Annotated in this window: 18 protein-coding genes; 8 read left to right on the top strand and 10 right to left on the bottom strand. The window is 65.2% G+C overall.

Going from position 1 to position 20,848, the window contains the following annotated elements:
- Positions 1 to 28 precede the first annotated feature (28 nt).
- The 5 genes from xerD (at position 29) to BJI69_RS03050 (ending at position 7,591) form a co-directional block, all read left to right on the top strand.
- Positions 29 to 958, top strand: a complete 930-nt coding sequence (gene xerD, locus BJI69_RS03070) for a site-specific tyrosine recombinase XerD (protein WP_046969484.1) — start codon at positions 29 to 31, stop codon at positions 956 to 958.
- A gap of 90 nt (positions 959 to 1,048) precedes the next feature.
- Complete coding sequence (locus BJI69_RS03065) at positions 1,049 to 1,798, top strand: DsbC family protein (protein ID WP_046969483.1); 750 nt, start codon at positions 1,049 to 1,051, stop codon at positions 1,796 to 1,798.
- Positions 1,799 to 1,948: 150 nt separating this feature from the next.
- Positions 1,949 to 5,812 carry a phosphoribosylformylglycinamidine synthase gene (purL, locus tag BJI69_RS03060; RefSeq protein WP_046978656.1) on the top strand — a complete coding sequence of 1,288 codons (3,864 nt, stop codon included), beginning with the start codon at positions 1,949 to 1,951 and terminating at the stop codon, positions 5,810 to 5,812.
- Between the two features lie 16 nt (positions 5,813 to 5,828).
- Positions 5,829 to 6,689 carry a glycosyltransferase family 2 protein gene (locus BJI69_RS03055; protein WP_046969482.1) on the top strand — a complete coding sequence of 287 codons (861 nt, stop codon included), beginning with the start codon at positions 5,829 to 5,831 and terminating at the stop codon, positions 6,687 to 6,689.
- On the top strand, positions 6,686 to 7,591 hold the full coding sequence (locus tag BJI69_RS03050; RefSeq protein ID WP_046969481.1) for a DMT family transporter: 906 nt from the start codon (positions 6,686 to 6,688) through the stop codon (positions 7,589 to 7,591). Before BJI69_RS03055 ends, BJI69_RS03050 begins: the two co-directional genes overlap by 4 nt.
- 10 nt (positions 7,592 to 7,601) lie before the next feature.
- Here BJI69_RS03050 and BJI69_RS03045 read toward each other — a convergent pair whose 3' ends face one another.
- Positions 7,602 to 8,744, bottom strand: coding sequence for an aldose epimerase family protein (locus BJI69_RS03045; protein WP_181016738.1), 1,143 nt, complete (start codon positions 8,742 to 8,744; stop codon positions 7,602 to 7,604).
- 134 nt (positions 8,745 to 8,878) lie between these two features.
- On the opposite strand from BJI69_RS03045, the gene BJI69_RS03040 reads away from it, so the two are divergent.
- Entirely contained in the window at positions 8,879 to 9,595 is a 717-nt protein-coding gene (locus BJI69_RS03040) for a FadR/GntR family transcriptional regulator (protein WP_046969479.1), read from the top strand.
- Positions 9,596 to 9,701: 106 nt separating this feature from the next.
- On the opposite strand, the gene BJI69_RS03035 is transcribed toward BJI69_RS03040, so the two are convergent.
- On the bottom strand, positions 9,702 to 9,908 hold the full coding sequence (locus tag BJI69_RS03035) for a YbdD/YjiX family protein (protein WP_046969478.1): 207 nt from the start codon (positions 9,906 to 9,908) through the stop codon (positions 9,702 to 9,704).
- A gap of 10 nt (positions 9,909 to 9,918) precedes the next feature.
- Positions 9,919 to 11,994 carry a carbon starvation CstA family protein gene (locus BJI69_RS03030; protein WP_046969477.1) on the bottom strand — a complete coding sequence of 692 codons (2,076 nt, stop codon included), beginning with the start codon at positions 11,992 to 11,994 and terminating at the stop codon, positions 9,919 to 9,921.
- 148 nt (positions 11,995 to 12,142) lie between these two features.
- Between BJI69_RS03030 and def the strand changes: the two genes are divergently transcribed.
- Positions 12,143 to 12,679, top strand: a complete 537-nt coding sequence (gene def, locus BJI69_RS03025) for a peptide deformylase (RefSeq protein ID WP_046969497.1) — start codon at positions 12,143 to 12,145, stop codon at positions 12,677 to 12,679.
- A gap of 21 nt (positions 12,680 to 12,700) precedes the next feature.
- On the opposite strand, the gene BJI69_RS03020 is transcribed toward def, so the two are convergent.
- The 3 genes from BJI69_RS03020 to ettA form a co-directional block, all read right to left on the bottom strand.
- Complete coding sequence (locus BJI69_RS03020) at positions 12,701 to 13,084, bottom strand: hypothetical protein (RefSeq protein ID WP_046969476.1); 384 nt, start codon at positions 13,082 to 13,084, stop codon at positions 12,701 to 12,703.
- Positions 13,085 to 13,207: 123 nt separating this feature from the next.
- The gene (gene pyrF / locus BJI69_RS03015) at positions 13,208 to 14,020 is read right to left on the bottom strand and encodes an orotidine-5'-phosphate decarboxylase (RefSeq protein WP_046969475.1); all 813 of its coding nucleotides are present in this window, start codon (positions 14,018 to 14,020) and stop codon (positions 13,208 to 13,210) included.
- A gap of 128 nt (positions 14,021 to 14,148) precedes the next feature.
- The gene (ettA, locus tag BJI69_RS03010; protein ID WP_046969474.1) at positions 14,149 to 15,807 is read right to left on the bottom strand and encodes an energy-dependent translational throttle protein EttA; all 1,659 of its coding nucleotides are present in this window, start codon (positions 15,805 to 15,807) and stop codon (positions 14,149 to 14,151) included.
- Between the two features lie 316 nt (positions 15,808 to 16,123).
- Between ettA and BJI69_RS03005 the strand changes: the two genes are divergently transcribed.
- Positions 16,124 to 17,092: a zinc metalloprotease gene (locus BJI69_RS03005; protein ID WP_052767385.1), complete on the top strand. Its 969-nt coding sequence runs from the start codon at positions 16,124 to 16,126 to the stop codon at positions 17,090 to 17,092.
- A 53-nt stretch (positions 17,093 to 17,145) separates the two neighbouring features.
- Here BJI69_RS03005 and BJI69_RS03000 read toward each other — a convergent pair whose 3' ends face one another.
- From BJI69_RS03000 to BJI69_RS02985, 4 genes are all read right to left on the bottom strand, one after another.
- Positions 17,146 to 17,610: a reprolysin-like metallopeptidase gene (locus BJI69_RS03000; protein WP_052767384.1), complete on the bottom strand. Its 465-nt coding sequence runs from the start codon at positions 17,608 to 17,610 to the stop codon at positions 17,146 to 17,148.
- Positions 17,611 to 17,694: 84 nt separating this feature from the next.
- Positions 17,695 to 18,195, bottom strand: coding sequence for a hypothetical protein (locus BJI69_RS02995; RefSeq protein WP_046969473.1), 501 nt, complete (start codon positions 18,193 to 18,195; stop codon positions 17,695 to 17,697).
- Positions 18,196 to 18,224: 29 nt separating this feature from the next.
- Complete coding sequence (locus BJI69_RS02990; RefSeq protein WP_052767383.1) at positions 18,225 to 19,559, bottom strand: hypothetical protein; 1,335 nt, start codon at positions 19,557 to 19,559, stop codon at positions 18,225 to 18,227.
- A gap of 131 nt (positions 19,560 to 19,690) precedes the next feature.
- Positions 19,691 to 20,722, bottom strand: coding sequence for a hypothetical protein (locus BJI69_RS02985; RefSeq protein ID WP_046969472.1), 1,032 nt, complete (start codon positions 20,720 to 20,722; stop codon positions 19,691 to 19,693).
- Positions 20,723 to 20,848 lie beyond the last annotated feature (126 nt).

The following is a 20,848-nucleotide window of genomic DNA, read 5'->3' as shown; positions in this document are numbered from 1 at the left end:
CAATCACCTCGCGTGCGACCATCGACGCATGCGTGCCCCACCTGAAAAAGCTTCCGCCCCCGAACTTGCCGCCGATGACGCGCGCCTGATCGAGCGCTTCGTCGAGCGTATCTGGGCCGAGGACGGCCTGGCCGATCGCACGCTCGAGGCTTACCGCCAGGACCTTCAGGGTCTGGCGCGCTGGCTCGGCACACGGGGGAGCTCGTTGGTGACGGCGGGTCGCGAAGACCTTTCCGCCTATCACGGCAGCCAGCCCGTCGCGGTGCGCAGCATGGCGCGACGCCAGTCGGCGTTCCGCCGCTTTTTCGCACAACTGGCTCGGGACGACGGCGCGCGCGAGGATCCGACCCTGCTCATGCAGCGGCCGCGCATGCCACGCAGCTTGCCCAAGGCGCTGGCCGAGCGCGAGATCGAGGCCTTGATCGTCGCGCCCGATCTGGCCGGCCCGCTGGGCCAGCGCGATCGCGCGATGCTCGAATTGATGTACTCGTCGGGTCTGCGGGTATCGGAACTCGTCGAGCTGCCGCTCGCCGGCCTGAATACGCGACAAGGCGTGCTGCGGGTCACCGGCAAGGGCGGCAAGGATCGGCTCGTACCGGTCGGCGAGGAGGCCCTCAGTCACGTGGAAACGTACCTGCGCGAGGCCCGGCCGCAGCTGGCCAAGGGACACGGCCAGCCGGCAGCGCTCTTCCTTTCCCGGCGGGGTGACGGTATGACGCGGCAGATGTTCTGGACCCTGGTCAAGCGCTACGCCATGCAGGTGGGCATCCCGGCCAGCCGCGTATCACCGCACGTGCTCCGGCATTCGTTCGCCACGCACCTGCTCAATCACGGGGCGGATCTGCGTGCCCTGCAGATGCTGCTGGGGCACAGCTCGCTCAGTACCACGCAGATCTACACCCTCGTGGCCAAGGAAGGGCTGAAGCGGCTTCACGCCCAGCATCACCCTCGCGGTTGAGTGCCCATGGCACAATCGGGGGAACCGATGGCGCGGCGCGTGTTCCAACACCTGCCCCGCTTTTCCCCCGGTAGCAGATTGGAGTCCGCTATGTTCAAGAAGATTCTCCCGGCCATCCTGGCTGGCGCGTTCGCCATGACGGCCAGCGCCGCCGACGACCAGGCCGCCGTGCGCGCCGCCGTCGAAGGAATCGGCCCCGGCATCGAGGTGCAGAGCATCGCGCCCGCGCCGATTCCCGGTTATTACCAGGTGGTCGCGTCGGGCCGCATGGTCTACGTGAGCGCCGATGGCCACTACATGCTCAACGGCAACCTGGTCGACCTGCAGAAGAAGACCGACCTCAGCGCCGCTGCCTGGTCCGGCATGCGCAAGGCCGAGCTGGCGAAGGTGCCCGAGTCCCAGCGGCTGATCTATTCGCCGGCCAATCCGAAACACACGATCACCGTCTTCACCGACGTGGACTGCGGGTTCTGCCGCCAGCTGCACTCGCAGATCAAGGAACTCAACAAGCAGGGTATCGCTGTCGAGTACGTGTTCTGGCCCCGCGAGGGCGTCAAGACCACGGCGGGCAACGACACCCCGTCGTACACCAAGGCCGTCTCGGTCTGGTGCGCCGCGGATCGCAAGAGCGCCTTCGACTCGGCCATGACGGGCGCCGCGGTGAAAACCGCCAGCTGCGCCAACCCGGTCAAGGACGAATTCGAGCTGGGCGAGCGTCTTGGCGTGAACGGCACCCCCACCATCGTCAATGAAAGCGGTGACGTGATCGGGGGCTACCTCACGCCCGAGCAGATGGTGAAGGCCCTGAACGCCCCGGCTGGGACGGCCCGGAACGGCTGAAGGCAAGAGCATCGCCGCTGAAGCGGCTCCCACAAAGGGCGTAGCCTGCCTCGGTCCTGTGGGAGCCGCTTCAGCGGCGATGCGTCACCCCGATGCTGCCGCGCAACATCATGTAGAATGGGGGTTTTCCTGCAGCGCCTTTTCCCCCGCATGATCGCACTCGACGGGCAGAGCGCCCTCTCACCGTTTCGCCTCGAACGACTGAACGCGCACCTCGATGCCCTGCATCACGGCACGCGTGTTCAGGCCGCCTGGTTCACCTATTTCGTCGACGTCGCCGTCGCACCGGAAGGCGAGGCGCGCGCGCGCCTGCTGTCGGTGCTGGAAGCGAAGCCGGGCAACCCGGACGAGGCCACCTTCTGGGTCGTGCCACGCCTGGGAACGATCTCGCCCTGGTCCAGCAAGGCCACCGACATTCTCCATGGCGCGGGTTTCGACGTGCGCCGGGTCGAGCGCGGTACCGCGTGGCGGGTGACCGGCATGCCGGACTCCAGCGACCCCAGCTACGCTGCCCTCATGGGGGCGTTCTGCGATCCCATGGTGCAGTCACCGCTGGCTTCGCTGGCCGATGCCTCGGGTCTGTTCCTCGCCGGCGAGCCGGGCCCGCTGGGGCATGTGGAACTCGGCGCCGATCCGCGCGCCGCGCTTTCCGCAGCCAACCAGCAGCTGGGTCTCGCGCTGGCCGACGACGAAATCGACTATCTCACCGATCGCTACGCCGAGATGGGCCGTGCGCCGACCGACGCCGAACTGATGATGTTCGCCCAGGCCAACTCGGAGCACTGCCGGCACAAGGTGTTCAACGCCACCTGGACGCTCGACGGCCAGACGCAGGAAAACTCCCTGTTCGGCATGATCAAGAACACCCACCAGAAGTCGCCTGCGCACACGCTGTCCGCGTATCACGACAACGCCGCGGTGATCGAGGGTTACGAGGGCAATCGCCTGTTCGTCGACCCCAGCGATGGGGTGTTCCGCACGGTGGCGGAATCCGCCCCGTTCGCGATCAAGGTCGAGACGCACAACCACCCGACGGCGATCGCACCGTGGCCAGGTGCCGCGACCGGTGCCGGCGGCGAAATCCGCGACGAAGGCGCAACGGGTCGTGGCGGCAAGCCGAAGGCCGGCCTTACCGGCTTTTCGGTGTCGCACCTGCGCATCCCGGGCCTGCCGCGGCCCTGGGAAAAAGATCGCCCGCTGCCGCCGCGCATGGCGTCGGCGTTTGAAATCATGCGCGATGGCCCGCTCGGTGCCGCCGCGTTCAATAACGAATTCGGCCGTCCCGCGTTGGGCGGTTACTTCCGCACGTTCGAGCAGGAAACCGGCGACAAGGGCGTCCGCCGCGGTTACGACAAGCCGATCATGATCGCCGGCGGTCTCGCCGCGATCCGTCCCGACCACGTCCAGAAGCGCAAGGTCCGTCCAGGCGACAAGGTCATCGTGCTCGGTGGTCCGGCCATGCTGATCGGCCTGGGCGGCGGTGCCGCTTCGTCGGTCTCGTCGGGCACCTCCAGTGCGGAACTCGATTTCGCCTCGGTGCAGCGCGACAACGCCGAGATGGAGCGTCGTTGCCAGCAGGTGATCGACAGCTGTTGGGCGCGTGGCGACGAGAACCCCATCGTCAGCATCCACGACGTCGGCGCCGGTGGTGTCTCCAACGCCATTCCCGAGATCCTCAACGACGCCGGCGTGGGCGGCATCATCGATCTCTCCGCGCTGCCGTGCGATGACCCCACGCTGTCGCCGATGCAGGTGTGGAGCAACGAGTCGCAGGAACGCTACGTGCTGGCGATCGGTGCGGAAGACCTCCCGCTGTTCGAGTCCTTCTGCGCACGCGAACGCTGCCCGTATGCCGTGGTTGGCGACGCCACCGCCGAGCCGCGCCTGATCGTCAAGGATCCGCGCCGCGACATCACGGTGATCGACCTGGGCATGGACGTACTGTTCGGCAAGCCGCCGCGCATGCACCGCGATGCCGTACGCGTGAAGCCGCGCGTCGACCTCGTGGCCGACCTGACCGGTATCGGCATGGACGAGGCGCTGATGCGCGTCCTGCGCCTGCCGGCCGTCGGTAGCAAGAACTTCCTCATCACCATCGGTGACCGCACGGTCGGTGGCCTTAACGCGCGCGACCCGATGGTCGGGCCGTGGCAGGTGCCGGTAGCCGACGTCGCCGTGACCATGACCGACTTCGACGGCTACACCGGCGAAGCCATGGCGATGGCCGAACGGGCACCGATCGCCCTGCTCAACAGCGCCGATGCGGCACGCATGGCGGTGGGTGAAGCCATCACCAACATGGCGGCCGCTTCGCTGAAGCTCGACGAAATCCGCCTGTCCGCCAACTGGATGGCTGCCGTGAACCACGCTGGCGAAGACGCCGCGCTGTTCGACGCGGTCAAGGCCGTCGGCATGGAGCTTTGCCCGACGCTGGATATCTCGATTCCGGTCGGCAAGGACTCGCTGTCCATGCAGACCGTGTGGACGGACGACACCGGCAAGGCACAGAAGACCGTTTCGCCGGTGTCCCTGGTGATTACCGGTTTCGCCCGCGTCGATGATGTCCGCCGTACGCTGACACCGCAGATCAAACTCGACCGCGGCGATAGCGAACTGTGGTTGATCGACCTCGGTGCCGGTCGCGATCGCCTCGGCGGTTCGGCGCTCACCCAGGTGTTCAACCGCGCTGGCGGCGTGCCGCCGGACCTGGACGATCCGAAGCGTCTCCGTGCGATGTTCGAACTCATCCAGGAAGCGAACGAGCTGGGCCTGCTGTTGGCCTATCACGATCGCTCCGACGGCGGTGCGATCGTCGCCCTGCTGGAAATGGCTTTTGCCGGCCGCTGCGGTCTCGAGCTGCGCCTGGACGGCTGGGCCGATGCCACCTTGCGTGCCCTGTTCAACGAAGAGCTCGGCGCGGTCGTGCAGATCGCCGCGGCCAACCGTGAGGCCTTCGAGCAGTTGCTGGTGAAATACAACCTTGCCGGCATGACGCATCACGTGGGTCGTCCGAAGGAAAAGCTCGGCATCAAGCTCCACCTCAACGGCGAGACGGCGTTCAAGTGGAACTTCACCGAGCTGTTCCGGGCCTGGAACGAAACCAGCTACGCCATGCAGGGCCTGCGCGATAACCCGCAAAGCGCCGAGCAGGAAAGCCACTGGCGCCTCGACGACGCCGATCCGGGCATCTCGCCGAAGCTCACCTTCGATCCGGCGGAAGACATCGCGGCACCGTACATCAACACCGGCGTGCGTCCGCGCGTGGCGATCCTGCGCGAGCAGGGCGTCAACGGCCAGGTCGAGATGGCGGCGGCGTTCAGTCGCGCCGGGTTCGACGCGGTGGACGTGCACATGTCCGATCTCGCCAGTGGCCGTCACCACCTGAAGGACTTCCGCGGCTTCGCCGCCTGCGGCGGCTTCTCCTACGGTGACGTGCTCGGCGCGGGTCGCGGCTGGGCCACCTCGATCCTTTACAACGACGCGCTGCGCGAGCAGTTCGCACGCTTCTTCGAGGACGGCACCAAGTTCGCCCTCGGCGTCTGCAACGGCTGCCAGATGATGTCGCAGCTGAAGGACATCATCCCGGACGCGAAGCACTGGCCGCAGTTCCTGCGTAACCAGTCGGAGCAGTACGAAGCGCGACTGGCCACGCTCGAGATCCTGGATTCGTCCAGCGTGTTCTTCCGCGGCATGACCGGTTCGCGCATCCCCGTCGCCGTGGCGCACGGCGAGGGCAGGGTGTACTTCCCGAACGTGTGCAGCCCGTCGAAGAGCCACGGCTCGGCACGGTTCGTCGACAATCGCGGCAAGCCGACGGAGAGCTACCCGCTCAATCCGAACGGGTCGCCGGGCGGCCTGGCGGCGTTCACCGCCGCCGACGGCCGCGTCACCATCATGATGCCGCACCCGGAGCGCGTGTTCCGGACGGCGCAGCTGAGTTGGCACCCGGAGAACTGGGGCGAGGATTCGCCGTGGATGCGCATGTTCCGCAATGCGCGTGTGTGGGTAGGCTGAACGGAGTAACGGTTCGGTGACGACTAACGCGGGTCTTACCAGCATCGTCATCGTGCTCGCCGACAGCGGGCCGTTTACGCGCGAGTGCGTGGATCACGCGCTCGCCAGCGACGTGCCCGTCGAGGTCGTCATCGTCGACAACGGGTCGACCGATGGCATCCCCGAAGCGCTCGACCGTGCCTATGCCGACGACGACCGCGTTCGCGTGGTCTACAACCGGGCCAACCTCGGCTTCGGGCCTGCCGTGAATCGCGGCGCGGCCCAGGCCCATGGCGATCGCCTCCTGATCCTCAATCCCGATTGCCTGGTCGAACCGGACACCATCGCGCGCATGGCCGCGCACATGGACGTCCATACGGGCATCGTCGGTGCCGTGGTCTGCGACAGCGCCGGGCATCCCGACCCCGCGTCGCGCCGGCGCGACCCGCTGCTGCGCCGCTCACTGAGCACGATGCTCGGTCGGCGGGGCGACCAGGGGATCGATATCCGGGGCCCGATGCCGAACGGCGCCGAGGAGGTCGAGATCGTGTCGGGTGCCATCGTGCTGATGCCGCGTGCGGTATTCGATCGGCTCGGTGGCTTCGACGAGACCTTCTTCCTCCATTGCGAGGACATGGATCTCTGCCGTCGCGCCCGCGATGGCGGCTATCACGTACTTCTTGCGGGCGATGTCCGCGTGCTGCACGGCAAGGGCGGTTCGAGCCGTCATCGGCCCATCTTCGTCAGCCGGCACAAGCATCGCAGCATGTACCTGTGGTTCCGCCGCCACGATCCCGCGGCGCGGAACCCGCTGGTCCGGGCGATCGTCTGGCTGGGCATCTGGTCGCACTTTCTCCTGAAGATCCCGGGCCAGCTCGCCCGGCGCCGTCGCCGGTGACCGGCAGGTCGTCGCGCGAGAGCGGGCCCGCCACGCTCGGCCTGCTCGCCGTCACCGCCATCTGGGGTTCGACCTTCGTCCTCATCAAGGATGTTGTCGGTCGCATGTCGGTCACCGATTTTCTCGCCGTGCGCTTCGCGATCGCCGCGGCCGTGATGCTGGTCCTGTTCGCCCGGCCGGTGTGGCGCCTGGGCAGGGCACAGCTCAGGCGTGGCCTAGCACTGGGCGTCCTCTACGGGCTGGCGCAGTGGCTGCAGACCGAAGGCCTCGCGCGCACGTCGCCGAGCGTCAGCGGCTTCGTCACGGGCATGTACGTCGTGATCACCCCGATCCTCGCCCTGCTGATCTTTCGCCAGCGCATGCCGGCCAGTACCTGGGTCGCGGTCGGCCTGGCGATGGTCGGGCTGGGCGTGCTGGCGCTCAACGGGTTCGAGGTCGATCTCGGTGTCCTGCTGACCCTCGCGTCCGCCGCGCTCTATGCATTGCACATCGTCGGCCTCGGTCATTGGTCGAAGGCGGGCGATGCCTTCGGTATGTCCGCGGTGCAGATGGTCGGCATCGCGGCCGTCTGCCTGCTGGCCACGTTACCGCACCACGGTCCGGCACTGCCGCCGGATACCAAGGCCTGGATCGCCGTTCTGTACATGGCCCTGATCGCCGGGGCGTTCGCGATGCTCGTGCAGACCTGGGCGCAGGCCCATATGCCAGCCACGCGCGCGGCGATCGTCATGACGACCGAGCCGGTCTTTGCCGCCGGTTTCGCCGTACTGCTCGGCGTGGACGTACTGACGACACGCATGGTCGGCGGCGGGGCGCTCGTCCTCGCCGCGATGTACATGGTCGAACTGGCACCGCGCTTCCGCCGCAAGAAATCGGCGGAAGCCTTGCATCACGAAGTGTAAGGCAGGCGCCTTACTTCGCGCCTTTGTCCGTCGAGAACTTGTAGGTCATGACGTTGCGATAGGTCTTGCCCGGCTCGAGTCGTGCCGAACCGAAGTCCGGATGGTTCGGTGTATCCGGAAAAAGCTGCGGCTCCAGCGCGAAGGCGTCGCCCTGGCGATAGACACCGCCCGACTTGCCCGACGTCGTGCCATCGAGGAAGTTGCCCGAATAGAACTGCAGGCCGGGCTGCGCCGACCAGAGCGACAAGACGCGACCCGACTTCGGATCGCTCACCCGGGCGACTTCACGTGGTGCGGCGACTTCCTTGCGGGAAATCACCCAGTTGTGGTCGTAGCCGCGGCCGAACACGATCTGCTCTTCCTTTGCATCGCGGACGTCCTTGCCGATGGGCTTGGCTTTGCGGAAATCGAAATCCGTACCCGCCACGTTGCGGATCTCGCCGGTGGGAATCGCGGTGGCGTCGGTGGGCAGATAGGCGTCGCCGGCGATCATCAGCTTCTGGTCCATCACGCTGCCGGAGCCTTCGCCTGCCAGATTCCAGTACGTGTGGTTGGTGATGTTGACGATCGTCGGTGCATCCGTGGTAGCGGAGTACGCGATGGTCAGTTCGTTCTTGTCGTTGAGCGAGTAGGTCGCCGTGGCCGTGAGCTTGCCAGGATAGCCCTGGTCCCCGTCGGGACTCACATACGTCAGGGTAACACTGGGTGTCGCGCCGGACTCGACCTTGTCGACGTTCCAGATCACCTTGTCGAAGCCGACCTTGCCGCCGTGCAGCGAGTTGGGTCCGTTGTTGACGGGCACGTTGTACTGCTTGCCGTCGAGGGTGAACTTGCCCTTGGCGATGCGGTTGGCATATCGGCCCACCGTGTCGCCGAAGTACTGCGGCATGGCGAAGGTGCCTTTCAGGTCCGGGTAGCCGAGCACGATATCGCCGGGCTTGCCGTTTCTGTCCGGTACGTCTAGTGCGTACAGCGCTGCGCCGAGGGAGAGGATTTTTGCGGTGGCGCCGTGGCCATTGGTCAGCGTGACCAGAGTCACGTCCTTGCCGTCGGGCGTACCGCCAAACGAGGCTTTTGACGCTTCACCGGCCGTCGCGGCCGTCGCACTGGCCAGCAGGATCGCTGTGGCCAAACCCGTTCCGAACTTTCTCATCACTCACTCCGGTTGCCATCAACCCGCTGACAAGATCATATTTGTCAGACAAATGACAAGTTGCGGTGCGTCATCGTCCCGGCGGCCAAGTCGGCTAGGATGGGCCTCTCGTTTCGTCCCGTATTGGAACGTCCATGGCTTTGAAGACAGGGGGAGCGCGCAATCTGCATGCGCGCGTCATCGAAGAAATCGGCGAATCGATCGTCAGTGGCGTGCTTCGCCCCGGCGAATCGCTGCCGGGTGAGTCGCAGCTGGCCGAACAGATGTCGGTCAGCCGGACCGTCCTGCGCGAGGCCCTGAAGGTGCTCGCGGCCAAGGGACTGATCGAGACCCGGCAAAAGACCGGGATGCGCGTGCGCGATCCCGCGCACTGGAATCACCTCGATGCCGATGTGTTGTCCTGGCGCTGCGCTGCCATGCCGACGGAAGACTTCGTCGAGAAGCTGGTCGAGATGCGCGAGATCATCGAGCCGGCCGCGGTGATGGCGGCGGCTCGCCGTCGTTCACCGGATCAGCTGGTGGCGATCGGCGCCGCACTCGACGCGATGGAAGATGCCCCCGACCTCGATGCCTGGGCCGCTGCGGACCTGGGCTTCCACGATGCCGTCCTGGCTGCGACCAACAATGAGCTACTCAGCTCGCTGTTCTCCGTGGTCGAGACGGCGCTGGCTACGTACTTCGTGATGTCCGCGCGCACGGCGAAGAACTTCAAGTATTCGTTGCCGCATCATCGTGCGGTGTATGAGGCGATTCGCCGCCGCCGGCCCAACGAGGCCGCCGTCGCCATGCGCACGATGATCGCCGACTCGCGGGCGAACATGCGCAAGGGAACGGGCAAGCGCCGCGCCTGACCGTTCGCGTGTCCCGGCTCTGTGTGGGAGCCGGCTACGCCGGCGATGGTGTCGACGTGACCTGGCTATCGCCGCTGAAGCGGCTCCCACATCGTGCTATCGCAGCTCAACAACAGCGCCCGCCCGTCCCCCGATACCTCGCTTCCTGCCGCTCCCGGAAGAACTCGCCGTAGCTCGGGATCTTCCGCTCGGGATGATGCTCGCGAAGGTGCTTCACGTAGACGTCGTAATCCGGCACGCCGCAGCAGAGGCGGGCGGTTTGCACCGCCCACTTCCACAGCGCGCGCGGACCCGGCCTGGCTGTCGTACTCATGACGGGTTCCTCACGACGCGACGCTCGACAGCGCGACGTACGGTTCTTCGTGCGCGGTCGGATGGTTGGCGCGCCAGGCGCGGGCGATGGCGCGTAGCGAGAAGAACAGCATGGTCAGCACCAGCAGCATGAACAGGCCGGTGAGGACCATGTCGACCCGGTTGTTGGTGACGATGCGCTGCATTTCCTCGGCCGTCTTCGCCGGTGCGAGCAGTTTGCCCGAAGCCATGGCGTCGGCGTATTTCTGTGCGGCAGCGGTGAAGCTGATCTTGTCGTCGAACAGCTTTTGCCCTGCCGCCGTGAGCGTGCAGATGACCAGCCACGCGGCGGGCAGGCCGGGCACAAGGACGTAACGCTCGCGCTTGAGTTTGACCGTCACCAGCGTGGCGAGCATCAGCGCGATCGCCGCAAGCATCTGGTTGGCGATACCGAACAGTGGCCACAAGGTGTTGATGCCACCCAGTGGATCCACGGCGCCCTGGTAGAGGAAGTAACCCCACAGGCCGACACAGATCACCGTGGCGATGATGTTGCTCACCCAGGACTTGGTTTCCTTGAGCGGCGCGTAAGCCATGCCCGCCAGCTCCTGGATCATGAAGCGGCCGACGCGTGTGCCGGCGTCCACCGTGGTCAGGATGAACAGGGCTTCGAACAGGATCGCGTAGTGGTACCACATGGCCATCATGCCTTCGCCGGGCAGGATGCCGTGAAGCAACTGGGCCATGCCGACCGCGAGGGTCGGGGCGCCGCCGGCGCGACCGAGGATGGTGCCTTCGCCAATGTTCTTGGCCGTCTCGGTCAGTTCCTGTGGCGTGACCAGGAAGCCCCAGGTGCTGATGGTCTGCGCGGCCTGCTCGACGGTCGTGCCGACGAGCGCGCCGGGAGAGTTCATCGCGAAATACACCCCCGGATGCAGGGACGACGCGGCGATCAGCGCCATGATGGCGACGAAGGCCTCCATCAGCATGCCGCCGTAACCGACCATGCGTGCCTCGCCCTCGTTGGCGAGCAGCTTGGGTGTGGTGCCGGAGGCGATGATCGAATGCCAGCCGGAGACGGCACCGCAGGCGATGGTGATGAACAGGAAGGGGAACAGGTTGCCGGCGAAGACCGGGCCGGTGCCGTCGATGAACTTGGTCACCGCCGGCATCTGCAGGGTCGGCGCGGCCAGGAAGATGGCCAGGGCGAGCAGGGCGATGGTGCCGATCTTGAGGAAGGTGGACAGGTAGTCGCGCGGGGCGAGCAACAGCCACACCGGCAGGACCGAGGCGAAGAAGCCGTAGCCGATCAGCAACCACGCCAGGGCCTTCGCGTCGAAGTCGAACAGGACGGCCATGGCCGGCGTGTCGTTGACGGTCTTGCCGTACCAGATCGAGGCCAGGAGCAGCACCAGGCCGATGATCGAGACCTCGAGGATGCGGCCGGGCCGGATATAACGCAGGTACACCCCCATCAGGAGCGCGATGGGAATGGTCGCGGCGACCGTGAAGGTTCCCCAGGGGCTGTGGGTGAGGGCCTTGACCACGACCAGGGCCAGCACCGCCAGCACGATCATCATCAGCACCAGCACGCCGACCATGGCGATGACGCCGGGTACTTCGCCCAGCTCCTCACGCAGCATGTGGCCCAGGGAGCGGCCGTCGCGGCGAAGCGAGAGCCCGAGGATCATGAAATCCTGCACGGCGCCGGCGAAGACGACGCCGACGAGGATCCACAGGGTGCCGGGCAGGTAGCCCATCTGTGCCGCGAGGACGGGGCCGACCAGGGGGCCGGCGCCGGCGATGGCGGCGAAGTGATGGCCGAAGACGACCCAGCGATCGGTGGGTACATAGTCGAGACCGTCATTGCGCAGGACGGCTGGCGTGGCACGCGACGGGTCCAGCTGGAGAACGCCCGTGGCGATCATCCGGCTGTAGAAGCGGTAGCCGATGAGGAAGACCGCGATGGACGCGGTGACCAGCCAGATCGCATTGATCGGTTCGTCCCGTCGCAGGGCGACGACACCCAGGCACCAGGCGCCGACGATGGCGATGGCGGCCCACAGGATCTTCCCTGCGGGGCTCGGTTTCGGAATGGCACTGTGCATGGTCTTGGACTCCCCTCGCGGATGGCACAAGGGTCGTCCCCCCGGTCACGGGGGTCAATGCGTGACGAGGGCTCGTCGTATTAGCCATTGGTCGAATGGCCGGCCGGCATCGTATGCTCGGGTCATCCCCACTCCCCTGGCGATGACCATGATTCACGAGATCCTCAAGATGGGCGACGAGCGCCTGTTGCGCATCGCGCCCCCGGTTCCCGATGCCATGATCGGCAGCACCGAACTGGATGCCCTCATCGCCGACATGTTCGACACGATGCACCACGCCGGTGGCGTGGGCCTGGCGGCGCCGCAGATCGGCGTGGACCTGCAACTGGTGATCTTCGGGTTCGACAGCAGCGAGCGCTATCCGGATGCACCGCCGGTGCCGGAGACGATCCTGCTCAATCCGGTGATCACACCGCTGTCGCAGGACATGGAAGAGGGCTGGGAGGGGTGTCTTTCCGTCCCCGGGCTACGCGGGGCGGTGAATCGTTACTCGTTGATCCGCTACCAGGGCATCGGGCCCAAGGGCGAGGTCATCGATCGTACGGCGGAAGGCTTTCACGCCCGGGTGGTCCAGCACGAGTGCGACCATCTGATCGGCCGCCTTTACCCTTCGCGGATTACCGATTTCGGCAAGTTCGGATACACCGAGGTGCTCTTTCCCGGCATGGACATCGGCGACGATTGAGGTGATTCGTGGCGCCGGCGCTTATTCGGCCTCGGCGAGCGCCTCGACGATCACCAGGAGTGCCTTCCGGCGTTCCTTGGGCAGGCGGCTCACCAGCCCGACCAGGCGCAACTGCTCCCGCGAGTCGGCGCGATACAGGGCAGGGCTTTCCCGTACGCCCGTGGCGCCGTTCGGAGCGCCGCGGCCGGTGGCCAGCCATTCGAAGTTCACGCCGAACCGGGTCGCCATGTCGATCTGGCGCTCCAGTTCCGGCAGGCCGAGATCGCTGAGCCACTTTCGGGCGGTTTCCCGGCTGACATCGAAGAGATCGGCCAGCTGCGTGATTCGCCCGCGGCCTTTCTTCACGCCAGCCATGTCCAGCGCGACATGCAAACGTTGGGAAAAACCTCGGTTGATAGGTGGCATGACAGCTCCGGCTGAGCGCTTTGGCGCTTCAAGACCCCGTATTGTTGGATAGCCCGGAGTAGCAGCGTAAGCCTTTTGCAGTTGCCAAGTCGTACAATTTACGACTGTTTTCCGTTTCGCTGCTTATTGGCGGTGCGAGTTGACCGATTTTCTCATTTCATCCGCCGCCCGATGTGCTACGTCCGCGAAGTCCGAGCCGGCGCTAGCGTAAAGGATGGCGCGCGAAGAAGAAATCATCAGGCCGGTACCCTCTGCGGTCCTTCCCTGGGCCATGACAGCTTCGATATCGCCACCCTGGGCGCCGATGCCGGGGACCAGCAAGGGCATGTCGCCAACCACGGCGCGAACCCGGCCAAGCTCTTCCGGCCAGGTTGCACCCGTGACCAGCGCACAGTTGCCGTTTCCGTTCCAATCCCGGGCGATCGTCTCCGCGACCCGGATGTAGAGCGGCTGTCCGCCGCAATCGAGTGCCTGGAAATCGGCGCCGCCCGGGTTGGACGTGCGGCAGAGCAGGATCACGCCCTTGTCGGCGCGCTCCAGGAAGGGATCGATGGAATCCCGGCCGAGGTAGGGGTTGAGGGTGACGGCGTCGGCGTCGTAGCGCTCGAAGGCCTCGGCGGCGTAATGCCGGGCGGTGGAGCCGATGTCCCCGCGTTTGGCGTCCAGGATCACCGGGATGCCGGGGTGCCGCTCGTGGATATGGGCAATCAATCGTTCCAGCACGCCTTCCGCACGCTGCGCGGCGAAGTGGGCGATCTGGGGTTTGTAGGCGCAGACCAGTCCGGCGGTCGCGTCAACGATGTCACGGCAGAAGGTGAAAATGCCCTCGTTACCGGAGAGACCGGCGGGAAGGCGACCGGGTTCCGGGTCGAGCCCGACACAAACCAGGGAGTCGTTGCGACGCCAGGCGTCCTTCAGGGTGGTCATGAAGTTCATGGTCGGCTTCGCTATGTTTGTCGGTGTAAAGAAATGTAGGAGCCGATTCATCGGCGAAAAGCCAACGGAGCGGTGAAGCCGGAAGGCCTTTCGCCGATGAATCGGCTCCTACAGGTTCGCGGGTCTTGTCAGACCAGCTTTTTGTACTTGACGCGCTTCGGGCCGGCATCGTCGCCAAAACGGCGCTTCTTGTCGGCTTCGTACTCGTTGTAGTTGCCCGGGAAGAACTCGACGTGGGAATCGCCTTCGAACGCGATGATGTGCGTGGCGATACGATCGAGGAACCAGCGGTCATGGGAGATGACCACGGCGCAGCCGGGGAATTCGAGCAGCGCGTCTTCGAGGGCGCGCAGCGTTTCGACGTCCAGATCGTTGGACGGCTCATCGAGCAGCAGCACGTTGCCACCCTGGAGCAGGGTCTTGGCCATGTGCAGGCGGCCACGTTCACCACCGGACAGGCTGCCGACGATCTTCTGCTGGTCGGTACCCTTGAAGTTGAAGCGGCCGATGTAGGCGCGCGACTGGATCTCGAAGTTGCCGATCTGCAGGATGTCAGAACCGCCCGACACTTCCTGCCAGACGTTGTTCTTCGGGTCGAGCGCGTCACGCGACTGGTCCACGTAGGCCAGCTTGACCGTGTGGCCGTGCTTGACCTCACCGGTATCGGGCTTCTCCAAATTCATGATCATCTTCATGAGCGTGGATTTGCCGGCGCCGTTCGGGCCGATGATGCCGACGATGGCACCCGGCGGGATCTTGAACGACAGGTCTTCGATCAGGACGCGATCACCGAACGACTTGGTGACGTTCTTGAACTCGATCACTTCCTGGCCAAGACGCTCGCCCGGCGGAATGAAGATTTCATTGGTTTCGTTGCGGCGCTGGTACTCGACCGAGTTCAGCTCCTCGAAACGGTTGATACGGGCCTTGCCCTTGGACTGACGACCCTTGGCGGCCGTGCGGATCCACTCCAGTTCCTTGGCCAGCGCCTTCTGGCGCGACTTTTCCTGGTTGGCTTCCTGCTGCAGGCGTTCGCCCTTCTGCTCCAGCCACTCGGTGTAGTTGCCCTTCCAGGGGATGCCCCGGCCGCGATCGAGCTCGAGGATCCACTCGGCCGCGTTGTCGAGAAAGTAGCGATCATGCGTGACCGCCACGACGGTGCCGGGGTAGTCGTGCAGGAAGGTTTCCAGCCAGTCCACCGACTCGGCGTCCAGATGGTTGGTCGGCTCGTCGAGCAGGAGCATGTCCGGCTTGGAAAGCAGCAGGCGGCACAGGGCGACGCGGCGCTTCTCACCACCGGACAGGGGTCCGACCAAGGCTTCCCACGGCGGCAGGCGAAGGGCGTCGGCGGCCACTTCAAGCTGGCGCTCGAGGGCGTGCGCGTCGTTCGCGGCGAGGATGCCCTCGAGGGCTTCCTGCTCCTTTGCCAACTTGTCGAAATCGGCACCTTCCTCGGCGTACGCGGCGTAGACCTCTTCCAGGCGCTTCTGTGCGTCGAGGACTTCGGCGACGCCTTCTTCGACCACTTCGCGGACGGTCTTGGTCGGATCGAGATCCGGTTCCTGGGCCAGGTAGCCGATCTTCGTGCCCGGATTGGCGCGTGCCTCACCCTGGAAGTCGGTGTCGACGCCGGCCATGATCCGCAGCACCGTCGACTTGCCCGAGCCGTTGATGCCCAGCAGGCCGATCTTGGCGCCGGGGAAGAAGGACAGGGAGATGTCCTTGATGATCTGGCGCTTCGGGGGGACGATCTTGCTCACCCCGTTCATGGTGTAGATGTACTGCATGGATGCTCCGTAGGCCAAGGCCGCGCCCCCGGGGCCGATGCACGCCGGGTGGGCAAACCCCGATTATAGCGACTTCGGGTGTCAGGGCGCTGTCGCCGACGACACGGCGGGGGCTCGCGTGGGCGCGCGCGGACTTGGCCCGGCGGAGCGCCGCGGTACCCGGTCGGGCAGTCGCCCCGCAGACGCTTTCAGGCGAGCCTCCGAGACTGGACGGCCTTGCCCACAGAGTCCGCCCACCATGGTTCTCCAGCCACGTTTCACTTGCCTGTCCTTCGCTCTCGCCCTGGGGCCCGCCGCCGCGATAGCTGCCCCCGGCATGGTCGCCCGGTTCGACGCCGCGGTCGCCCAACTTGTCTCGGCGGAGGAGGGCACGATCGATGCATTGGGCCGGACGAAGCGGTCCGGAGCGGATTTTTCGGTTCAGCGCCGCCTGAATGTCGATGTCTCCTTTCCCGGCGATATCCGGGGATCGATGTACAGCGGGGTCTTCCATGGTGAGGCGGCCGTCTTCACCCGAGCGGGCGACTCCCTGGATGCGACCGTCATGCGCAATGGCGATACCGAGGTGATGTCCTTCGACGCGACTTCGGAGGATCTGGCTTTGGTGAACCAGGCGCCCGTGAGCGAGGCTCCCGAGGGGGCACGGGCCCGTCGTTCTCTCGCACCGGGCCACTTCGAGGATCCGGCCGCCTACACCCTGCATTTTCATTTCCTGAAGCACGACGACCTGCTCGACCGTGATGTCAGGGAGCTGCATGCGCGCTTCGTGGCGTGGTGGCTGGCCGACATGGCGGTCAATGTGCTGTCGGTGGAGTCGATGCGGGTCAGCTATTGGGAGAAAGCGCCCTGGGTGACCTCCATGGCCTACGGTGGTGCCGACTCGCTGAAGCAGTTTGAACAGACATTGAAAGTCATGGATCCCCGGTACGGGCTCGGGGTTGACCAGTCCTATAAGCACAAGTACGTGCTGCTCACCGCCGGACGGCCCATGCCGGGGACGACGGGCGTCGCTTACGAAGGCGGCAACGAGGCCATTGCGTCGATCGCGGGTCGTTCGAGGATTGTCGCCCACGAAATCGGCCACATGCTGGGCGCCACCCACGCCGCCGGAGAAACGCGCGGCTGGTGGGGGTGTGAAACCAACATGCTTTCCATTTCGAGCCGGGCACGCGCCGACTGCCTGGAATATTCCTCGGCCAATCGGCGTGCCATTCGTTCATACATGAGGCACGGGCCGGACACGTACGCGCCGCGCCGCATGATGGACGCACCGTCGCCCGAGTAATCCGGGTTCCGGCTGGCCCTCTCAGGAGAGGGCCAGTTCGGTGGGACGGCCCCTCAGGGAGGAATATATCCCTTGAGATCGACGTAGTTCTGGATACGGGTGACGTTCGTCGCCGAGTACTGATAACAATTGGCCAGAAGTGCCGCGTTGTCGAAGTGCATGTTGGTCGTACACGGCCACCAGCCCCATCGCCACTCCGCGTCGGCATGTCGGGCCCCGAAAAGATGCCCGAGTTCATGCGCGATCACGCTGTAAGGGCCGGTCAATCCTGCGATAGCCACGCCTCCCGCGGGGATGGCCTGACCCAGCTTTCCTTTAGCGGGCCGGAGGCGCGTGACAAGGACATACTTGTTCTTCCATGTCCGGCGGATGCCGCGGCTGGTCACGTACCGTTCGGCAGCGGCGCGCCACGTGGTCATTGACGAGGATGTGCCGTAGGAGAAGTCACTGATGCCGGGAATCGGCTGCATGTAGGTGATGTTGATCGGTATGTTGGAGGGCAGGATGTTCGACTCCATGTCGCGTAACCACCATGCGACATAACCGGCATGGATGCTCCTCGCCTCGCTCGAGCGCAAATCGTCGTGCAGGAATATCCGTATCTAGAGTGGTGCGAGGGGATCTGCCAGCGGCATAGGCTCCATGGGCGTATCGATGCCTTCTACATCGTCTTCGAAGTCGTCGTCGGAGCCGTGTTCAAGTGAGCGACGACGCCTTCGCGGATCTCCGTCGACATTCGCGTGGGTAACGGCGGCGAGCCCGTGCGTATGCGAGATGACCGCCATACCCGCTGTCACCGTGGTGACGTGTACGCCATCCTCCCTGACGACGCTGATATCCAGACCCTTGTCCGATCGAGTCACGACTGCCGGCAAACCGTCGAACCTTGCGTCGTAGACCATCGACGGCCCTTCGTCAGGGAAGGTCACTGAACTGTGCAGTCGCGAGGTCACGACGAGGGTAGACAGGCGAGCCTCATCCATCCCACTGTCGAAGGCGGGAACACTCAGGGCGGTGGGCAGTGGTCCGATGGCCAACGCATCGAACCGATCGATGATGGCGGGCCCGGTCGGCGCGACCCAGGTCGGTGATAGCACAAGCATGGCCCTTGTGGCATCGCAAAGCCGCACTGTCATCGGTCCTCCGACCAGCGACTGTTCTCGATGTGGCCACCGGCCGTGGTGACGTATTCCCGAATCTGGTATGCGTTCTCTGCTGAATACTCGTAGCAGTTCGAGCGCACGGTCAGGCTGGGAGCGTACATGTTGGTTTCACACCACCATCCACCATAACGGACCTCGGCCCTGGCGTGGGTCGCGCCCAGGAGGTGGCCGAGTTGATGGGCGATCTCCGGGTACCTGCCGCTGACCGACGCGATGCCTTCGGTGCCCTTCTGCCAGGAGCGACCGTGACGCTCCGGCTCGGGAAGACCCTTAACAATAAGCATGAACTTGTGCTTGTAGGTGCGCGGGATGTCCTGCTCCAGCGCGTAGTGCTCGACGACATCCGACCAGTCGTGCAGTGATCCGACGTATTCGTACTTCACATCGGTGACGCCCGGAATCCGCTGACTGTAGAGCAGGTCGACCTTCTTGCCGGGAAGGATGTTGCGCTGCAGGTCGGCCAGCCACCACGCCACGTAACCTGCGTGGATGCGCTGCGAGGTGGACCCGACATCGTCGTGAAGCATGAGATGGAAGGTGAGCCGGCTTGGGTTGAGATCCTCCGGAGTAATCGCGGCGGCGCGTGACGGCACGGCGTGTGCGCTGCCCGCGCCAGGCGAGCCCTGGCCGGCGGTCGTCTCCGCGGGCAGGTGTTCGTATTCGATAGCCTCACTTCCGGCGGTGAAGCCCGTGATGCCGACTCCGGTCGCCGACAACGACGTAATGTCGAGATGATTGCCTGACCGGGTGACGACCACCGACGACCCATGCCATGTGGCGTCATACATCTGGCCGTGACTGCCGTCGGCGAACACGATGTCGCCACCGAAGGCGTCGAGTACGACCAGATCGTCGTCGGCGGCTCGAGCGGTGTTCACTACGTTGCCGTCGAGGGAGACGCGTGCCGGCAGTCCGGCGGCGATAGCCAGGTCGAATCGCGCGATGGAGTCGCCTGGTGGCACCGCGGTAGGAGCGGTGGTTTCACCGGTGTCGATGAGCAATTGACCGTCGCCGCGTGAAATCGTGACCTGCTTGCCCCGCCACTGGCCGATATAGGTAACCATGTGGCTACCGTCGGGCAACACGACCTCGTTTTCCAGCCGTGTATCGACACTGATCCGGGCACGGGTGACCAGGCCAGCCTCGTCCGTGGCGTGAATCCGCAGGCCGCGCAGCGGCAGGCCGTCGGCAACGCGTTGGTCGAACAGGCCGAGCGAGGTGGAGGCATCCCATGTCGCCGCGTGGGTTGCCGTCGTCGAAAGCGCCAGCAGGATGAGCGTGGATAGCGTTGTGCGAGTGGTCATAAGAGCGTCTCGGTCGGGTTGGGGAAGAGCGTCCACGCAACTTAACGTGGACGCTCTTCCTTATTTCCGACACCTACGAACGACGCGACCGATTCGCGATCAAGACCGGCGTTGCCTTACCCACTATGCATTCAGTTGGCGTCACGCGCGACAGCTTGCTGCACGTACTCCCTGATCTGAACATCGTTTTGCCCCGAGTGGATCTGGCAGCTGAAGAGGCCGGGCACATAGGCGCTCATGTTGGTCACGCACGGAAAGCGGGTTTCGGCGTGTTCATGGAGCGCGTTCAGGGTGTGGCCGAATTCGTGCGCAACGCCATGTCGCGGCCCGGTGCCGGACGCCATCGCGACCGTGTCCCGTGCCAGTGCGAGGCCGTAAGCACCTTTCCAGTTATCCGGTCGGTCGCCCACGAAGAGCATGACCTTGGTCAATGCGGACGACACGATACCCTGCGTGTAGAGGTATCGGTCCGCGGCGTTCCTGAAGGCGTACAGGGACTCGTCGGCGCGTCCTTGCCGATAGTCGAAATCGGTGACGCCGGGAAGGCGGTCCTTGATGACGACTTTGATCGGGATGCCGGGCTTGACGCTTCGCTCCATGTCGCGGACCCACCATGCGATGTACCAGTTGTGGAACTTTGCATAGTTCGATTCGCCTGCATCGTCGTGCAGGAAAATCCAGAACCGGAGTTCCGCGACAGAGTTCTTGGCCAGCGTTGCGGGGGTGCGTGCGGATGGCGTGGACGACGGAACGATCGCATCGTCCGGTACGGGTGTCGGCGCTGGTGCCGGCGCGGATCGATACTGAGCGATCGTCGTCCTGGCCTCGACCGACTGGCCGAGGACCGAGATACGCAGGGTTTCGCCAAGGCGGGTGAAGACGGCTTCATGGCTGCCGGCCGTTCCGGTGTAGGTCATGGCGTGGCTGCCATCGGGGTAGACGACATCGGTATCGAGCCGTTCCTTGATCACGACCTGATCCACGCCGGGGCCGCGTTCGTCGTCGGTCTCGCGGGGAAGCGCGAAGGACTTGGGCAACCCGGCGGCGACGTGTGCGTCGAACAGGCTTGCGGCAGGTGTTTGCGCGAGGATCGGAGCCTGCCAGGCGGTGGCCGTCAGGCTGGCGGCGAGGACGAGGGTGAGCTTACGGGTCACGAATGGCATCAGTGTGTTCCTTTCGGCGAGGCTGGGCCTTCCTGGCCCAGGAAATTAGGCTACGCATCCCCACGGGGAGGGGCTGTAGTCCGGAAACCGGGTTTTGAGTCGGCGAAACGTCCGACACGTCCCCAT

Origin of the sequence: Luteibacter rhizovicinus DSM 16549 (genome assembly GCF_001887595.1) — a bacterium.
In the GTDB taxonomy this organism is placed as follows: Bacteria; Pseudomonadota; Gammaproteobacteria; order Xanthomonadales; family Rhodanobacteraceae; genus Luteibacter; species Luteibacter rhizovicinus.
The sequence above is the reverse complement of the archived record's forward strand: the minus strand, read 5'-3'. Positions and strand labels throughout refer to the sequence as shown.

Coding starts and splice junctions, on each gene's coding strand:
- BJI69_RS02985 (WP_046969472.1), bottom strand. CDS start 20,722: ATGCCATTCGTGACCCGTAAGCTCACCCTCGTCCTCGCCGCCAGCCTG.
- pyrF (WP_046969475.1), bottom strand. CDS start 14,020: ATGAACTTCATGACCACCCTGAAGGACGCCTGGCGTCGCAACGACTCC.
- BJI69_RS02995 (WP_046969473.1), bottom strand. CDS start 18,195: ATGCTTGTGCTATCACCGACCTGGGTCGCGCCGACCGGGCCCGCCATC.
- ettA (WP_046969474.1), bottom strand. CDS start 15,807: ATGCAGTACATCTACACCATGAACGGGGTGAGCAAGATCGTCCCCCCG.
- BJI69_RS03020 (WP_046969476.1), bottom strand. CDS start 13,084: ATGCCACCTATCAACCGAGGTTTTTCCCAACGTTTGCATGTCGCGCTG.
- BJI69_RS03000 (WP_052767384.1), bottom strand. CDS start 17,610: ATGGAGTCGAACATCCTGCCCTCCAACATACCGATCAACATCACCTAC.
- xerD (WP_046969484.1), top strand. CDS start 29: ATGCGTGCCCCACCTGAAAAAGCTTCCGCCCCCGAACTTGCCGCCGAT.
- BJI69_RS03040 (WP_046969479.1), top strand. CDS start 8,879: ATGGCTTTGAAGACAGGGGGAGCGCGCAATCTGCATGCGCGCGTCATC.
- BJI69_RS03035 (WP_046969478.1), bottom strand. CDS start 9,908: ATGAGTACGACAGCCAGGCCGGGTCCGCGCGCGCTGTGGAAGTGGGCG.
- purL (WP_046978656.1), top strand. CDS start 1,949: ATGATCGCACTCGACGGGCAGAGCGCCCTCTCACCGTTTCGCCTCGAA.
- BJI69_RS03045 (WP_181016738.1), bottom strand. CDS start 8,744: ATGAGAAAGTTCGGAACGGGTTTGGCCACAGCGATCCTGCTGGCCAGT.
- BJI69_RS03030 (WP_046969477.1), bottom strand. CDS start 11,994: ATGCACAGTGCCATTCCGAAACCGAGCCCCGCAGGGAAGATCCTGTGG.
- BJI69_RS03005 (WP_052767385.1), top strand. CDS start 16,124: ATGGTCGCCCGGTTCGACGCCGCGGTCGCCCAACTTGTCTCGGCGGAG.
- def (WP_046969497.1), top strand. CDS start 12,143: ATGATTCACGAGATCCTCAAGATGGGCGACGAGCGCCTGTTGCGCATC.
- BJI69_RS03065 (WP_046969483.1), top strand. CDS start 1,049: ATGTTCAAGAAGATTCTCCCGGCCATCCTGGCTGGCGCGTTCGCCATG.
- BJI69_RS02990 (WP_052767383.1), bottom strand. CDS start 19,559: ATGACCACTCGCACAACGCTATCCACGCTCATCCTGCTGGCGCTTTCG.